Source organism: Thalassobaculum fulvum (genome assembly GCF_014652915.1).
GTDB classification, from domain to species: domain Bacteria; phylum Pseudomonadota; class Alphaproteobacteria; order Thalassobaculales; family Thalassobaculaceae; genus Thalassobaculum_A; species Thalassobaculum_A fulvum.
This window is the reverse complement of record NZ_BMZS01000004.1, coordinates 265,853-281,935: the sequence shown is the minus strand read 5'-3', so window position 1 is coordinate 281,935 and position 16,083 is coordinate 265,853. Positions and strand designations below refer to the sequence as shown.

At 70.7% G+C, this 16,083-nt stretch carries 12 protein-coding genes; 4 read left to right on the top strand and 8 right to left on the bottom strand.

Annotation, left to right across the window (positions count from 1 at the left end; translation table 11 throughout):
- Positions 1-14: 14 nt before the first annotated feature.
- Entirely contained in the window at positions 15-3,329 is a 3,315-nt protein-coding gene (locus IE246_RS10660; RefSeq protein WP_189989197.1) for a transglutaminase family protein, read from the bottom strand.
- Between the two features lie 181 nt (positions 3,330-3,510).
- Between IE246_RS10660 and IE246_RS10655 the strand changes: the two genes are divergently transcribed.
- The 4 genes from IE246_RS10655 to IE246_RS10640 all read left to right on the top strand — a co-directional run bounded on the left by IE246_RS10655 (position 3,511) and on the right by IE246_RS10640 (position 7,965).
- Complete coding sequence (locus IE246_RS10655) at positions 3,511-4,785, top strand: M24 family metallopeptidase (protein WP_229836890.1); 1,275 nt, start codon at positions 3,511-3,513, stop codon at positions 4,783-4,785.
- Between the two features lie 52 nt (positions 4,786-4,837).
- Positions 4,838-5,803, top strand: a complete 966-nt coding sequence (locus IE246_RS10650; RefSeq protein WP_189989195.1) for a zinc transporter ZntB — start codon at positions 4,838-4,840, stop codon at positions 5,801-5,803.
- A gap of 1 nt (position 5,804) precedes the next feature.
- Positions 5,805-6,506, top strand: a complete 702-nt coding sequence (locus tag IE246_RS10645) for a VIT1/CCC1 transporter family protein (protein WP_189989192.1) — start codon at positions 5,805-5,807, stop codon at positions 6,504-6,506.
- Between the two features lie 205 nt (positions 6,507-6,711).
- Positions 6,712-7,965 carry a ferredoxin reductase family protein gene (locus tag IE246_RS10640; RefSeq protein ID WP_189989191.1) on the top strand — a complete coding sequence of 418 codons (1,254 nt, stop codon included), beginning with the start codon at positions 6,712-6,714 and terminating at the stop codon, positions 7,963-7,965.
- 171 nt (positions 7,966-8,136) lie between these two features.
- Here the strand turns inward: IE246_RS10640 and IE246_RS10635 are convergent, their stop codons facing one another.
- From IE246_RS10635 to IE246_RS10605, 7 genes are all read right to left on the bottom strand, one after another.
- The gene (locus IE246_RS10635) at positions 8,137-8,550 is read right to left on the bottom strand and encodes an AtzH-like domain-containing protein (RefSeq protein WP_189989189.1); all 414 of its coding nucleotides are present in this window, start codon (positions 8,548-8,550) and stop codon (positions 8,137-8,139) included.
- Positions 8,547-9,725 (bottom strand): amidase, encoded by a 1,179-nt coding sequence (locus IE246_RS10630; RefSeq protein ID WP_189989187.1) that lies wholly within the window; start codon positions 9,723-9,725, stop codon positions 8,547-8,549. The genes IE246_RS10635 and IE246_RS10630 overlap by 4 nt, the downstream gene beginning before the upstream one ends.
- A 94-nt stretch (positions 9,726-9,819) precedes the next feature.
- On the bottom strand, positions 9,820-11,097 hold the full coding sequence (arsJ, locus tag IE246_RS10625; protein ID WP_189989184.1) for an organoarsenical effux MFS transporter ArsJ: 1,278 nt from the start codon (positions 11,095-11,097) through the stop codon (positions 9,820-9,822).
- Between the two features lie 27 nt (positions 11,098-11,124).
- Entirely contained in the window at positions 11,125-12,138 is a 1,014-nt protein-coding gene (locus IE246_RS10620) for an ArsJ-associated glyceraldehyde-3-phosphate dehydrogenase (RefSeq protein WP_189989182.1), read from the bottom strand.
- 325 nt (positions 12,139-12,463) lie between these two features.
- Positions 12,464-13,669, bottom strand: a complete 1,206-nt coding sequence (locus IE246_RS10615) for an acyl-CoA dehydrogenase family protein (protein WP_189989180.1) — start codon at positions 13,667-13,669, stop codon at positions 12,464-12,466.
- Between the two features lie 29 nt (positions 13,670-13,698).
- Entirely contained in the window at positions 13,699-14,832 is a 1,134-nt protein-coding gene (locus IE246_RS10610) for an acyl-CoA dehydrogenase family protein (protein ID WP_189989178.1), read from the bottom strand.
- 36 nt (positions 14,833-14,868) lie between these two features.
- Positions 14,869-16,068, bottom strand: coding sequence for an acyl-CoA dehydrogenase family protein (locus IE246_RS10605; protein ID WP_189989176.1), 1,200 nt, complete (start codon positions 16,066-16,068; stop codon positions 14,869-14,871).
- Positions 16,069-16,083 lie beyond the last annotated feature (15 nt).

Here is a 16,083-nt window from a genome sequence, read left to right as displayed (position 1 = left end):
CACGCGGCGGGGGATTACGTCAGGCGAAGGTCCAGGGTAAGCGGAAACTCCGGGTTATCAATGGCTTGGCGGAACCCGGCCGGCCGACCCGGGGTGTGACCCATGGATTCGAACCGTGCGAGTCGCCGTCCCTCGGCCTCGAAGGCGTTGACCGGGGCGGTGTCGTGGTTGCGCCCGCCCGGGTGCCCGACGTGGTAGACGCAGCCGGTCACCGCCCGGCCGGTCCAGTCGTCGACGACGTCGAAGGTCAGCGGCGCGTGCACGCCGATGGTCGGGTGCAGGGCCGAGGCCGGGTGCCACGCCCGGAACCGCACGCCGGCTACCGCCTCGCCGTTGCGGCCGGTTCCGGCCAGCGGCAGGTCCCAGCCGTTGCAGGTTACCCGGTAGCGGGTCGGGTCGTAGCCGGTGACCTTGGCCTGCAGGCGCTCCAGCGAGGAATCGACGTAGCGCACGGTGCCGCCGATGGCACCCTCCTCGCCCATCACGTGCCAGGGCTCCAGCGCCGAGCGGATCTCCAGGCGGAGATCGCGCCAGTCGACGGTGCCCATGGTCGGGAACCGGAACTCCAGATGCGGCCGGTACCAGTCGGCCTGCAGCGGGTAGCCGGCGCCCTGCAGGTCGGCCAGCACGTCCCCGAAATCCTGCCATACGAAGTGCGGCAGCATGAACCGATCGTGCAGGGCGGTGCCCCAGCGCTTCAGCCGGCCCTGGTACGGCGTCTTCCAGAACCACGCGATCAGGGCCCGCAACACCAGCGCCTGCGCCAGGCTCATGCGCGGGTGCGGCGGCATCTCGAAGGCCCGGAACTCGACCAGCCCGAGCCGGCCGGTCGGCCCGTCCGGCGAGTACAGCTTGTCGATGCAGATCTCGGTGCGGTGGGTATTGCCGCTGACGTCGATCAGCAGGTTGCGGAATATCCGGTCGACCAGCCACGGCGGGATCTGCCCGGCGGTCGGGTCGGGCACCTGCCGGAACGCGATCTCCAGCTCGTGGAGCTGGTCGTGGCGGGCCTCGTCGATCCGCGGCGCCTGGCTGGTCGGGCCGATGAACAGGCCGGAGAACAGGTAGCTGAGCGACGGGTGGTTCTGCCAGTACGCGACCAGGCTGCGCAGCAGGTCGGGACGCCGCAGGAATGGGCTGTCGACCGGTGTGGCACCGCCGACCACCACGTGGTTGCCGCCGCCGGTGCCGACCGCCCGGCCGTCGACCAGGAACTTCTCGGTGCCGAGGCGCGACAGCCGGGCCTCCTCGTACAGCGCCTCGGTGATCGCAACCTGCTCCTCCCAGCCCCGCGCCGGGTGGATATTGACCTCGATGACGCCCGGGTCCGGCGTGACCTTGATGACGTTGATCCGCGGGTCCGGCGGCGGGGTGTAGCCCTCCAGGTGGACCGGCGTTCCGATCTCGGCCGCCGCGTCCTCGACCGCCGACAGCAGCTCGACGTACTCGTCGGCGGAGCGGGTCGGCGGCAGGAACACCGAGAGCCGTCCGTCGCGCGGCTCGACCGCCATGGCGGTACGAACGTGCTTGCCGGGGGCGCTGTCCGCGGGAACCGCCGGCTGGTGGCGGACGTCCTGGCGGATCTCGGCCTCGCTCGGCCGGCCCGACAGGAACGGCTGGCGGATCTCCGGAGCCGGCAGCTCGCCGCGATCCTCGAAGGGGTCGGCGGGGTAGTAGTAGGGATAGCTGGCCGGCGGAATCCACGGCAGGGCGCCCAGCGGCAGCCGGAACCCGACCGGCGAGTCGCCCGGGACCAGCAGCACGCGGCCGCGCCGGAACGACCAGACCTCGGTCATCCAGTGCCGGCCGCCGTCGCGGGCCTGCCAGGCCTGGATCGGCAGGATGTAGCCGACCGGGTTGCCGAGGCCGCGGTCGAACACCCGCGCCAGCCGGGCCCGCTCCTCCGGGTCCTCGAGCTTGGAGTCGAACGGGTCCACATTCTCCGGCAGCTTGCTCTCGCGGTCGAGGAACTTCGCCGGGTCCTCGTAGGCCGGCAGGGCCGCCGCCTCGGTGACGCCGAGCCGGCGGGCGATCGCCTTGGTCAGCGCCTCGGCCTGCTCGGCGGTCGGCGCGTAGTCGACGCCCTCGCGCGCGATCAGCCGCTCGGTCCGCCACAGCGGCATGCCGTCGCCGCGCCAGTACAGCGCGAACGCCCAGCGCGGCAGGCTCTCGCCCGGATACCACTTGCCCTGGCCGTAGTGCAGCAGGCCGTCCGGCGCGAACCGGTCGCGCAGCCGGCGGATCAGGGTGTCGGCGAGGGTCCGCTTGGTCGGGCCGACCGCGGCGGTGTTCCACTCGTCGCCGTCCAGGTCGTCGATCGAGATGAAGGTCGGCTCGCCGCCCATGGTCAGGCGCACGTCGCCGGCGGCGAGGTCGGCGTCGACCTGTCGGCCGACCGCGTCGATCGCCTGCCACTGGGCCTCGTCGTACGGCTTGGTGACCCGCGGCGTCTCCAGCACGCGGGTCACCGCCATGTGGTGCGAGAAGTCCACCGTCGCCGGCTCGACCATGCCCTCGATCGGGGCGGCCGAGCGCGGATCCGGGGTGCAGGCGACCGGGATGTGTCCTTCGCCGCACAGCAGGCCGGAGGTCGGATCGAGACCGATCCAGCCGGCACCGGGGATGTAGACCTCGGCCCAGGCGTGCAGGTCGGTGAAATCCGCCTCGGTGCCGGACGGGCCGTCCAGCGCCTTCACATCCGGCTTCAGCTGGATCAGGTAGCCGGACGCGAACCGGGCGGCGAGCCCGAGGTGGCGCAGGATCTGGACCAGCAGCCAGCCGGTGTCGCGGCATGAGCCCTTGGCGCTCCCGAGGGTCTCCTCGGTGGTCTGGATGCCGGGCTCCATGCGGACGATGTAGCCGATCATGCCCTGCAGCCGCTGGTTCAGCGCCACCAGGAAGTCGGTGATCTGGCGGCGGTCGCGCGGGGTCTGTGCCAGGAACTCGTTCAGTAGCGGCCCGGCCGGGTCGGCCTTCAGGTACGGCGCCAGGTCGTGCTTCAGCTCCGGCTCGTACTCGAACGGATAGTGCTCGGCCTCGGGCTCCACGAAGAAGTCGAACGGGTTGATGATCGCCATGTCGGCGACCAGGTCGACCGTGACCCGGAACCGGTCGGTCTTCTCCGGTATCACGACCCGGGCGAGGTAGTTGCCCTGCGGGTCCTGCAGCCAGTTCAGGAAGTGCTGCTCGGGCTCGATCTTCAGGCTGTAGCTGAGGATCCTGGTGCGGGAATGCGGCGCCGGGCGCAGCCGGATCACCTGCGGACCGAGCGCTACCGGCCGGTCGTAGTGGTAGCGGGTCTCGTGCGTGAGGGCGACGTGGATGGCCATGCTGCCTCTGCTGCACTGCAAAGCGGTCGCAATCGATACCGCGTGGGGCCGGGAATCACAACCGGCCCTGTCGGGGTGTGCCGGCCCTGTCGGGGTGTGGATGTCACTCGTGCCGCGGCGGCAATTGATCGCCGGCGGCTCCCGGTGACACGCTTCCGGAAAACCGGAGGAAACCGACGCCATGTCCGAAACCGCCCCGTTCGAGCGGACGCCGCTGCCCAAGCGGTTCTGCAATCTCGACCGGCTGTGGCACGCCCTGGCCGCCCGCGGCATCGACGGGATCGTCGCCATACAGCCAAACAATATGTTTTATCTCAGTGGCCTGAACCCGATTGCTCACAAGTCGGACGAACCGAGGCCTTATGCGGTGATCCTGTCGCGGCATGCTCCCGACCATCCGATCGCGGTGGTGGCCGACTACTACCTCGCGAGCTTCCTCGGCCAACCGAGCTGGGTCGAAGACATCCGTCCCTATCGGGCCGTGATGATGCCGCTGGACCTGCCGGCGACCCCGGCCGACATCGACCGCTTCATCCCGGCGCACGGCAAGGGGGTGGCGTGGGTCGAGCGCGCCCGCAAGACCTACGGCTTCAGCATGGCCGAGGTGGTCCGCAAGGCGGTCGCGGAGCTGGGGCTGAACGGCGGCCGGGTCGCGTTCGACGACGTCGGCTACGGCCTGCGGCTGTGCCTCGACGGGGTCGAGGTCGCCGAGGGCTACGACCCGATGATGTATGCCCGGGCGGTGAAGACCGGGACCGAGATCGGCCTGCTCGAACGGGCGACCGCCCTGAACGAGACGGCGATCCGCCGGACCGTCGACGCCTGGGCGCCGGGCGCCACCTGGCGCGACCTGAACCGGGCCTACTCGGTGGCGGTCAGCGAACTCGGCGGTTTCGTGCACGACCCGGGCGGCATGGTCTGGGGGCATCCGCGCGGGGCCGATCCGGCGCTGATGCTGCAGACCGGGCTGGAGACCCATGAGGTCACCGCCGGCTGCCACGTCATGTTCGACTGTCACGGCACCATCGACCAGTACTGCTGGGACGGCGGCAAGACCTGGGTCGTCGGCGGCGAGCCGACCGTGCCGGCCCGCCGCTTCGCCGACGCGACGGCGGCGGTGGCGACCGACCTGCTCGACACCATGCGGCCGGGGGCGAAAGTCTCGGAACTGCAGGCGCGGGCGCGGGCCGTGTACCGCAAGGCCGGGGCGCCGGACCCGGACGCCGCGGTGATCTTCTTCCATGGTCTCGGCCTGTCGCACATGGACCTGGAGCAGACCACGGCCAACGGCCGGCCGAACGCCGACTGGACGCTGGAGGAGAACATGGTGGTGCCGTTCCACCTGCTGTACCCGGGCGGCGAGCACGCGCGGATGTGGCTGGAGGACGTCATCCACATCCGCGCCGACGGCGGCCGGCCGCTGTTCTCCTGGGGGTTCGAGCCGCTGACCGGGTGAAATCAGGCGGTCCCGGCTATCTGGATCGCGTCGAATCACCGACACTCTGACGATGGCTCAGGAACGGCCCGGCAGCGGTCTGATCTTTGGTATCCGCCTCGACGGTCGGGGCGGGTCGGTGCCGGTCGAGGGCGACACCTCCGCCGGGCCGCTCTGGCTGCATCTCGAGCGCCACGATCCCGCCGTGCAGGCCTGGCTGGCAACCGACGCCGGTGTGCCGCCGGCGGTCGCCCGGGCCCTGCTGGAGGAGGACACGCGGCCGCGCTGCGTGGTCCGGCCCGACGGCATCCTGCTGATCCTGCGCGGCATCAACTTCGACCCGGCGGCGCAGCACGAGGAGACCATCGCGGTCCGGCTCTGGGTCGAGCCCGGCCGGCTGCTGTCGCTGCGCCGGTACCGGGTCATGGCGGTCAACGACCTTAAGGAGAGCCTGGAGCGCGGCGAAGGGCCGGGGACGGTCGCCGACCTGGTGCTGCGGATCGTCGAGCGGCTGACCGCCCGGATGATCCCCGAGATCGATGGGATGGAGGAGGATCTCGGCGCGCTGGAGGTCGCCTCGCTCGGGGACGGCAGCGCGGTCGACCGCGGCCGGCTCGGCGAGATCCGCCGCCGCGCCCTGGTGCTGCACCGCTACCTGGCGCCGCAGCGCGAGGCCCTGGTGGAGTTTCGGCGCACTGGCGGCGAGCGCCTGGCCGAGCTCGACCCGATGGATTTCCAGGAGACCATCGACCGGGTCACCCGGCTGGTCGAGGATCTGGACGCGTTGCGCTCGCGCGCGGCGATCGTCGAAGACGGTCTGGCGCTGAAGGCGGCCGAGCGGATGAACCGCAACATGTACTGGCTGTCGATCGTGGCCACCGTGTTCCTGCCGATCGGCTTCGTCACCGGGCTGCTCGGGGTCAACGTCGGCGGCATCCCCGGGGCCGAGTCGCCATGGGGCTTCGCGGCGCTGGTCGGCCTGCTCGCCGGGTTGATCGCGATCGAGGTCTGGATCATGCGGCGGGCGAGGCTGATCTGACATGGCGGGACCGGTCGCGGGCCCGGAGCACCACTTCATCCACCGCATCGGCTGGCTGCGCGCGGCCGTGCTCGGCGCCAACGACGGCATCGTGTCGACCGCCAGCCTGATCGTCGGCGTTGCCGCCGCCGAAGCTGGCCGGGAGGGCATTCTGATCGCCGGCGTCGCCGGGCTGGTCGCGGGCGCGATGTCGATGGCGGCCGGCGAGTACGTGTCGGTCAGCTCGCAGGCGGACACCGAGCGGGCCGACCTCGAGACCGAGCGCCAGGCGCTCGAGGAGGCGCCGGAGGCCGAGCTCGAGGAACTGGCCGAGATCTATGTCGGGCGTGGCGTCGAGATCGGGCTGGCGCGGCAGGTCGCGGCGCAGCTCATGGCGCACGACAGCCTGGGCGCCCACGCCCGCGACGAGCTCGGGATATCGGACACCCTGAGTGCGCGGCCGATCCAGGCGGCGCTGACTTCGGCCGCCACGTTCTCGGTCGGCGCCGCCCTGCCGCTGGCGGCGGTCGCGGTCGCGCCGGTCGAGCATGCGATCCCGGTGGTGTCGGTCGCGTCGCTGGCGTGCCTGGCCCTGCTGGGCGGCGCGTCGGCCCGGGCCGGCGGGGCCGGGACCCTCAAGGCGGCGTTCAGGGTGACGCTGTGGGGCGTGCTGGCGATGGCGGCGACCGCGGCGATCGGCGCGGTCTTCGGCACGGTGGTGTAGGTTCTGGGTCGACGCATCCCGCCGCTGCGCCGGCACGACCGATGGCGTCGAACGTGCGTTCGCGATGCGTCGTTTGGTGAACGGCCCGCCGAGCAGCTAGGGTACGGCGGGCCTGACACCGACCCGGCAGGGGGGAGTCGTGCATTCGGTCATTCTGCTGCCCGCGTATCTCGCAATCACCGTTGCGCCTCTGGTCTTGGCCTGGATGCAGGATCTGCCGCGGCGGCCGGTGCTGGACGATCTCTCGTCGGGACTGGCGATGGCGGCCTTCGCCATACTGCTGGTGGAGTTCGTGCTGTCGGGGCGGTTCCGGACGATCTCCGGCCGGATCGGCATGGACGTGACCATGCGGTTTCACCAGCTGGTCGCCCGGACGGCGCTCGCCTTCGTACTGCTGCACCCCTTCCTGTACCGGACCCCGTTCGGGCCGCCGCTGCCGTGGGACGTCACCGGGCAGTCGGCACTGGACCTCGACATCCGGGCGCTCGCCAGCGGGATGCTCGCCTGGGTCGTCCTGCCCGGCTTCGTGGCGATATCGATCTGGCGGGACCAGCTGCCCTATCGCTACGAGACCTGGCGGCTGCTGCATCTCGTCGGCGCCGTCGTGATTGCGGTCGCGATGTCTCATCACACGCTGACCATAGGGCGATACAGCGCCGATCCGATGCTCTCCGGCTTCTGGCTGGCGTTGCTGTCCGTGGCCATCGGCTCGCTCGTCTACGCCAGGGTGGTCGCACCGATCCTGAAGGCCCGCCGGCCATACCGCGTCGTATCGGTGCGGAAGATCGCACTCAAGACCTGGGAGGTCGCGATCTCCCCGATCCGGGGCCAGGCGCACGATTTCACCGCCGGCCAGTTCGCCTGGCTCTCGCTCGGCCGTTCGGCGTTCTCGCTGGCCGAGAATCCGTTTTCCATCTCGTCGGCGCCGGCCGGCAGGCCGCGGCTCGAATTCGTCATCAAGGAAGCCGGAGACCTGACCGACCGCATCGGCTCGGTCCGGCCGGGCACCGTCGCCTATCTCGACGGCCCGCACGGCAACCTCACCCTGGACGGCCGGACCGGCGCGGGCATCGCGCTGATCGCCGGCGGCGTGGGCATCGCCCCGCTTCTGGCCATCGCCCGGCAGCTTGAAGCCGAGGGCGACCGGCGGCCCCTGGTGCTGCTGTACGGCAACCGGGTCGAGGAGCAGATCGTCTACCGGGACGAACTCGACCGCATGGGGCGTCTCCCGAGCGTCCGGGTCGAGCATGTCGTTTCCCAGCCGGCTCCGGACTGGGGCGGCTCGACCGGCTGGATCGATCGTGCCGCGATCGAGCGGGTGTTCGGCTTCGAAGGCGCCAGGGACTGGCTGTACCTGGTGTGCGGCCCGGCGCCGATGCTCGACGCTGTCGAGGATGCGCTGGTCGGGCTGGGTGTCCCGACGGGGCAAATCGTGTCGGAGAGGTTCCGTTATGACTGACCGACCACAATGCCGGCGACCGAGGCTGACGGTCGGGTGCCAGCGTGGCGTCTTCCCGATCGCAGCGCCCGGTTGTGCCCGATGAGACCCGGTACCAGGATCTCGCTGGCGTTCTGGGGCACCAGCCTTCTGCTGGTGGTCATGGCCCTGGCGTTCGCCCTGCGTTGAGCGCTACCAGGACGGCTGGCCGTCGGTCGCCGAGACGTGGGCCGCCACCACCTTCCAGCCGACATCGGGGAAGTTCACGAAGGTCTGGCTCTGCCGGCCGATCTTGTCGCTTCCGGCGACCTGGAACTCCAGGTTCACGGTGGCGAAGCGGCGGCCGAGGGTCAGGATCTCCAGGCGACGCCGCTCGCCCTTGAAGCGGGTGCCGGGCTTGCGGTTGACCCGGTGCCGGTGGATGGCGTCGAAGCCGTAGCCCATCTCGTTCATGGCGTAGCGGATGGTGTGCGGCGAGTTCCAGAAGGTGGCGTCGAGCACGTCGACGTCCTTGTCGACCAGCGCCTGCTCGTAGCGCTCGAACAGCGCGCGGATTTCGGCGACCACTTCGGGGATGTTCGGGGTCAGGTCGTCGGCGTCGGTCATCGGGACTCCTCCAGGGCTTTGGCGACGGCGACGAGCTGGGTATCCGCCCCGCGGGCCGCCAGGATCGAAAGGCCGACCGGCAGGCCGTCCACCGTCGCGCCCGGGATGCTGACCTGCGGGAAGCCGGCGAGCCCGCCATGGGCGGCCAGGCACAGGATGCGCTCGCGGACCGGGTTCTGCCGGGACAGCGGCAGTCCCCTGGGCGGGGCAGGGAACGGCGTGGTCGGCATCGCCAGGATGGTGCCGGGCGGCAGCAGGTACGACAGCCGGGCACGGGCCTCCTGGCGCATCAGCCGGGCCCAGCCGAGCTCGCTCTCCGGGATCGTCGAGCCCATGACCAGGCCGCGCGCCACGTTGAACGCCAGCCGCGGGTTGTCGCGGTCGAGCCAGTCCTTGAACGTGCTCCACGCCTCGGCCGGCTGCAGGGTGCGCTGGGCGCGACCCCAGACCGACAGGCCCTGCGGCGCCAGCAGCTCCTCGCGGACCTCTCCGGCCAGGGCGCCCAGGCGCTCGACCAGGGGCTTCAGGGCCGCCGCGACTTCCGGGTCGGCGAAGCCGAAGGCGTCGACCGCGACCACCAGCCGGGTCGGCAGGGTCTTCGGGACCGGCTCGCCCAGCATGACCGCGGAGACCCGGGCGAAGGTGGCGGCGTCGCGGGCGAACCAGCCGGTGGTGTCGCTCGACGGGGCCTGCGGCATCATGCCGTCGAGCGGCAGCCGGCCGTGGGTCGGGCGGATGCCGTACAGCCCGCAGAAGCTGGCGGGCACCCGGACCGAGCCGCCGGTGTCGGTGCCGATGGCGGTGTCGCACAGCCCCGCGGCGACGGCGGCGGCCGAGCCCGAGGACGAGCCGCCGGGCACCCGGTCCGGCGCCTTGCTGTTCAGCGGCGTGCCGTCGAACGCGCTCTCGCCGAGGATGCCGAGCGAGACCTCGTCGGTGATGGTCTTGCCGACCAGCCCGGCGCCGGCGTCCAGCAGGGTCTGCACCGCCCAGGCGTGGCGGTCGGGCACCCGGTAGCCGCGGCCCCAGTCGTGGTTGCCGCCGCCGGTCGCGAAGCCGGCGACGTCGAACAGGTCCTTGGCGGCGAAGGTGAGGTCGGCGAGCGGGCCGCCGGGCCGGCCGGCGATCCGGACGTCGGTGCCGGGCACGAAGGCATTCACGGGATCTGGGATCATGCGGAGAGCGGGCGGTCGGTGGCGGGACAACAAGGGTAGGGCGCCCGGCGGCCCGTGTCGCGTGCGATCTCGCGCCCGCGAACCAACAGCCGCCTCAGGCCGCTTCGGCCTTGCCGGCCGAGGTCGTTACCGCGGTCGAGCGCAGGAACAGCGTGATCAGGACGGTCAGCGCTAGCAGCGCGGACGAGGTCCAGAGCGTCCCGGCGAGCCCGGCCACCTGGTACAGCAGCCCGGACAACAGGGTCCCGCCGAACCGGCCGACGGCGTTCGCCATGTAGTAGAAGCCGACGTTCAGCGCGACCTTGTCGGCGTCGGAATATGCCACGATCAGGTAGGAGTGGACCGACGAGTTGAGCGCGAACACCACGCCGAAGACCAGCAGCCCTCCGATCAGCACGACCGGCTGGTAGGCGTCGGGCAGGGCGGTGCCGGCGGCCGAGGCGAGCCAGTTCTCGAAGGCCGGCGACAGGCCGACGGCGATCACCGCCGGCAGGACCGTGAGGACCGCCCCCCACAGCTTGGCCGCGCCGGCCCCGCGCTCCGCCGCGCTGCGGCCCAGCAGCCTGGGGGCCGCCGCCTGGACCATGCCGTAGCCGACCACCCAGGCCGCCATGAAGGCGCCGACCGCGTCGAAGCTCCAGCCGAGCCGGTCGTACAGGAAGATCGGGACACCGACCACGAACCACACGTCGCGCGACGCGAACAGGAAGATCCGGGCGGCCGACAGCAGGTTGATCTCGCGGGTCTTCGAGAACAGCTCGCGGGTCCGGATCCTGCTTTTGGCGCGACCGAGATCGGCCCGCACCAGCATGAGGGCGCCGGCCAGGACGAACGCCAGCATGCCGGCCATTGACCACAGCGCCCACTCGAATCCGAGCTGCTCCAGCAGCGCGCCGCCGAGCAGGAAGCCGATGCCCTTGAGGGCGTTCTTCGAGCCGGTCAGGACCGCGACCCACTTGAACAGCCCGCCGTGGTCGCCGGCGTCGACCACCAGCTTGACCGCCGACTTCGAGCTCATCTTGGTCAGGTCCTTGGCGATGCCGGACAGGGCCTGGGCGACCATCACGTAGGCGACCGACAGGGCGGCGGTCCACGCCGGATCGGTCAGCGACAGCATGGTCAGTGCGACGATCTGCACCGCGAGGCCGGTGAACAGCGTGATCCGGAGACCGAAGCGGGCGCCGACCCAGCCGCCCAGGAAATTGGTCACCACCCCCATCGCCTCGTACAGCAGGAACAGCACGGCGATGTCGAGCGGCGCGTAGCCGAGGCGGTGGAAGTGCAGCAGCACCAGCATCCGCAGGGCGCCGTCGGTCAGGGTGAACGCCCAGTAGGCGGCGGTGACGGTGGCGTAGTCCCGGAGACTGGTCATGGCGGGCCTCCGCCCGGTGGGGCAGGGTCAGGCGAGCGAGCGGGCGACCGTGGCGGTCAGTTCCATCATGCGGTTCACGTAGCCCCATTCGTTGTCGTACCAGGCGTAGACCTTCACCATGCGGCGGTCGACGACCATGGTCGACGGCGCGTCGACGATGCCGGAGCGGGGGTCGTTCAGATAGTCGGCCGAGACCAGCGGCCGCTCCTCGTAACCGAGGATGCCCTTCAGCGCGCCCTCGGCCGCCGCCCGGAACAGCCCGTTGACCTCCTCGGCCGTGGTGTCGCGGGCGACCTCGAACACGCAGTCGGTCAGCGAGGCGTTCAGCAGCGGGACCCGGACCGCGTGGCCGTTCAGCTTGCCCTGCAGGTCCGGATAGATCAGGCCGATCGCGGTCGCCGACCCGGTGGTGGTCGGGATCAGCGAGTTCAGCGCCGAGCGCGAGCGCCTCAGGTCCTTCAGCGGGGCGTCGACCAGCACCTGGGTGTTGGTGACGTCGTGGATCGTGGTCATGGTGCCGCGCACGATCCCCAGGCCCTCGTGCAGCACCTTGACCACCGGGGCGAGGCAGTTGGTGGTGCAGGACGCCGCAGTCACCACGTGGTGGCTCGCCGGGTCGTAGAGATGGTCGTTCACCCCGACGACGACGTTCAGCGCGTCGGCTTCCTTGACGGGGGCCGAGACCACCACCTTGCGGATGCCGCGCTCGAAATACGGCTGCAGCTCCGCCACGGTCTTGAACCTGCCCGAGCACTCCAGCACCACGTCGACGTCGTCGCCGATCCACGGGATGTCGGCCGGGTGGGCCGCCGAGGTGAAGGCGAGGAGCCGGCCGTCGACCACGATGTCCCCGCCCTCGGCCGACACCGGCGTCCCCCAGCGGCCGTGCACGCTGTCGAACTCGAGCAGGTGGGCGGCGGTGGCGGCGTCGCCGGCGATCTCGTTGACGGCGACCAGCCGGTAGTCGGGGCAGGCGAACCCGGCCCGTACCCCCAGCCGGCCCATTCTGCCGAAGCCGTTTATCGCGACCCGCGCGGCCATCGGGATCCTCCAGTTCGCTTCGACCAACCGGCGAGACCATATGCCGAGCGGTGCCCGGCGCCACAACAAAATTCAACGCTTCATGTATGGTTGAAATGAAGCCCCGTCCGGTGACCGGGCCGGCCGCTGGAACGGACCACCGGGGACCGGGAGTAGGGGGACAGCGGACGGGCGGATTCCGGAGTCCGCTGTGCGGCTCCGGAATGACGAGTAGGGGGGAGGGCAACTCTGCCGCGCTCCCATCACCCCCTCGTCATCCCGGAGCGGACCGCCGACGGCGGGACGCATCCGGGACCCACGAAGCGACGGGCGCTGCCGCCAACCCTCAGTCGTTCTTGCGCAGCTCGGCCTTGGCGATCGACTCCAGGTGCACCTCGTCCGGGCCGTCGGCCAGCCGCAGGGTGCGCTGCGAGCCGTAGGCGTAGGCCAGGCTGAACTCCTGGCTGACACCGCCGCCGCCGTGCACCTGGATCGCCTTGTCGATGACGTCGCAGGCCATGCGCGGGGCGATCACCTTGATCATGGCGATCTCCTTGCGGGCGGCCTTGTTGCCGACGGTGTCCATCTTGTGGGCGGCGTACAGCACCATCAGCCGGGCCTGATCGATGGCGATCCGGCACTCGGCGATGGTGTGGCGCAGCGCGCCCTGGTCGGACAGCGGCCGGCCGAAGGCGACGCGCGAGCGGGCCCGCGCCTTCATCATCTCCAGCGCCCGCTCGGCCTGGCCGATGCAGCGCATGCAGTGGTGGATGCGGCCCGGCCCGAGGCGGCCCTGGGCGATCTCGAAGCCGCGGCCCTCGCCGAGCAGGATGTTGGAGGCCGGCACCCGCACGTTGTCGAACACGACCTCGGCGTGGCCGTGCGGCGCGTGGTCGTAGCCGAACACGGTCAGCGCCCGCTTGATGGTGATGCCCGGCGTGTCGGCCGGCACCAGGATCATCGACTGCTGCTTGTGCTTCTCGGCATTCGGGTCGGTCTTGCCCATGAAGATGAAGATCTTGCAGCGCTCGTCCATGGCGCCGGACGACCACCACTTGTGGCCGTTGATCACGTAGGAATCGCCGTCGCGGCGGATGCTCGACTCGATGTTGGTGGCGTCGGAAGAGGCGACCTTCGGCTCGGTCATCGCGAAGCAGGAGCGGATCTCGCCGTTCAGCAACGGCTCAAGCCACCGCTTCTTGTGCTCCTCGGTGCCGTAGCGCTCCAGCACCTCCATGTTGCCGGTGTCGGGGGCCGAGCAGTTGAACACCTCGGGCCCGATCGGCGAGCGGCCCATCACCTCGCACAGCGGGGCGTAGTCGCGGTTGGTCAGGCCGGCACCGCGCTCGGACTCCGGCAGGAACAGGTTCCACAGCCCCTGCGCCCTGGCCTTGGCCTTCAGCTCGTCCATCACCGGCGGAACCCGCCAGCGGTTGCCGGAGGCCTCGAGCTGCTCGTGGTACACCGCCTCGGCCGCGTAGACGTTTTCTTCCATGAACGCGCGCACGCGCGCTTCCAGGTCGGCGGCCTTGGGACTCATGTCGGGAATCATGGCGAGGCTCCTGTCGGGAAAGGCGGACTTCAGGAAAGGGTCGCGAAGCGGCGCAGATGGTGGGCGGCGTTGCCGAACTGCACGTCGATCATGGTCATGCGCTTGAAGTAATGGCCGATGGCCATCTCGTCGGTCATGCCCATGCCGCCGTGCAGCTGGATCGCCTCCTGGCCGATCATCTTGCCGGCCCGGCCGGCCTCGGCCTTGATGCCGGCGGCCGCGCGGGCGCGCTCGACGCCGTCGGTGGTGTCCATGGCGCCGGCGGCGCGGTAGCACAGCGCGTGCGCGAACTCCTTGGCCTGCAGCATCTCGACCAGGCGGTGCTGCAGCACCTGGAACGACGACAGCGGCTGGCCGAACTGCACCCGGGTCTTCAGGTACTCGGTGGTCAGCCGCACCGTCTCCGCCATGGCGCCGACCGACTCGGCCGACAGCAGGACCATCGCCCGGTCGATCACGGCCTCGATGACCGGCAGGCCGGCACCGACGCCGCCGACGATGTCCGCCTCGCCGACCGACACGCCGTCGAGCAGCACCTCGGCGCCGCGCAGCCCGTCGACGGTCGGGTAGGGGCGCAGGGTCACGCCGTCCGCCTTCGGGTCGACCAGGAACAGGGTGATGCCGTCGCGGTCGTCCTCGGCGCCGGATGTCCGGGCCGACAGGATCAGCCGGTCGGCGGCATCGGCGTGCAGCACCACGGCCTTGTGGCCCGCCAGCTTCCAGCCGCCGCCGTCGCGCCGGGCAGCAGTGGCGACGCGGTGCAGGTCGAATCGGGCCTGCGGCTCGCCGACTCCGAAGGCGAGCAGCATGCCGCCCTCGGCGACGGCCGGGAGGATGGCCGCCTTCTGCACGTCGCTGCCGGCCCGGACGATCGCCTCGGCACCCAGGACGACGGTGGCGACGAACGGCTCCACCACCAGGTGCCGGCCGAACCGCTCCATGAGAACGGCGACGTCGACGGTCGAGCCGCCGAGCCCGCCATGCTCCTCCGGCAGCGGCAGCGCCAGCCAGCCGAGCTCGGCGAAGGCGGCCCACATCTCACGGCTCCAGCCGTCCTCGCCGCGGCGGATCGCCTTGCGGGCATCGAAGTCGTACTTGTCGGCCAGGAACCGGTCGGCGCTTTCCGCCAGCAGCTGCTGGTCCTCGGTGAAGGCGAAGCTCATTGCGGCGCTCCCTGCGTGTCGATCCGCTGGCCCGGTTCAGAGTCCGAGCACGGCCTTGGCGATGATGTTGCGCTGGATCTCGTTGGACCCGCCGTAGATCGACGCCTTCCGCCAGTTGAAGTACACCGAGGCGAGCGGCGGCGCGTAGTCGGGCCCGGCCGGTTCCTCGTTCCACTGCGGATCACGGAACGTCTCCGGCTGGAACGGCATGGCGTAGGGGCCGGCCGCCTCCATCATCAGCTCGGTCAGCATCTGCTGCACCTCGGTGCCCTTGATCTTCAGGAACGAGGCCTCCGGGCCCGGCCCCTTGCCGGCCTTCTCGGCGTACAGCACCCGCAGCACCAGGGATTCCAGCGACAGCAGGTCGAGCTCGAGCTGGGCGATCCGCTGGGCGAAGTCCGGATCCTCGATCAGCGGCCGTCCACCCGACATCTCGGTGCGGGCGATCTCCTTCAGGCGCTTGAGCTGGGCCTTGGAGCGGCCGGTCCCGGCGATGCCGGTGCGCTCGTGCCCGAGCAGGTACTTGGCGTAGGTCCAGCCCTTGCCTTCCTCGCCGATCCGGTTCTCCACCGGCACCCGGACGTCGTCGAGGAAGACGCTGTTGATCTCCTGGCTGCCGTCCATGGTGGTGATCGGCTGCACGGTGACGCCCGGCGAGCGCATGTCGATCAGCAGGAAGCTGATGCCCTCCTGGCGCTTGCCGGTGTCGCTGGTCCGGACCAGGGTGAACATCATGTCGGCGTGCTGGGCCAGCGTGGTCCAGGTCTTCTGGCCGTTCACCACGTAGTGGTCGCCGTCGCGTACCGCCTTGGTGCGCAGCGAGGCCAGGTCGGAGCCGGAGCCGGGCTCCGAGTAGCCCTGGCACCACCAGTCGTCCGACCGCAGGATGCGCGGCAGGTAGCGGTCCTTCTGGGCCTGGTTGCCGAACGCCATGATCACCGGGGCGACCATCAGCAGGCCGAACGGGATCAGCGGCGGCGCCCCGGCGGCCGCGCACTCCTCCTCGAAGATGTGCTTCTGCATCGCGGTCCAGCCGGTGCCGCCGTACTCGACCGGCCAGTTGGCGGCGACCCAGCCCTTCTCGTACAGGATCTTCTGCCAGCGGACGTGGTCGTCCTTGCCGAGCCGCAACCCGGTCGCCGACTGGTTGGCCAAGTCGGGCGGCAGCTTCTCCTTCAGGAAGGCGCGGACCTCCTGCCGGAAGGCCTCGTCCTCGGGCGACAGCACCAGTTCCATCACTCTACCTGCCTT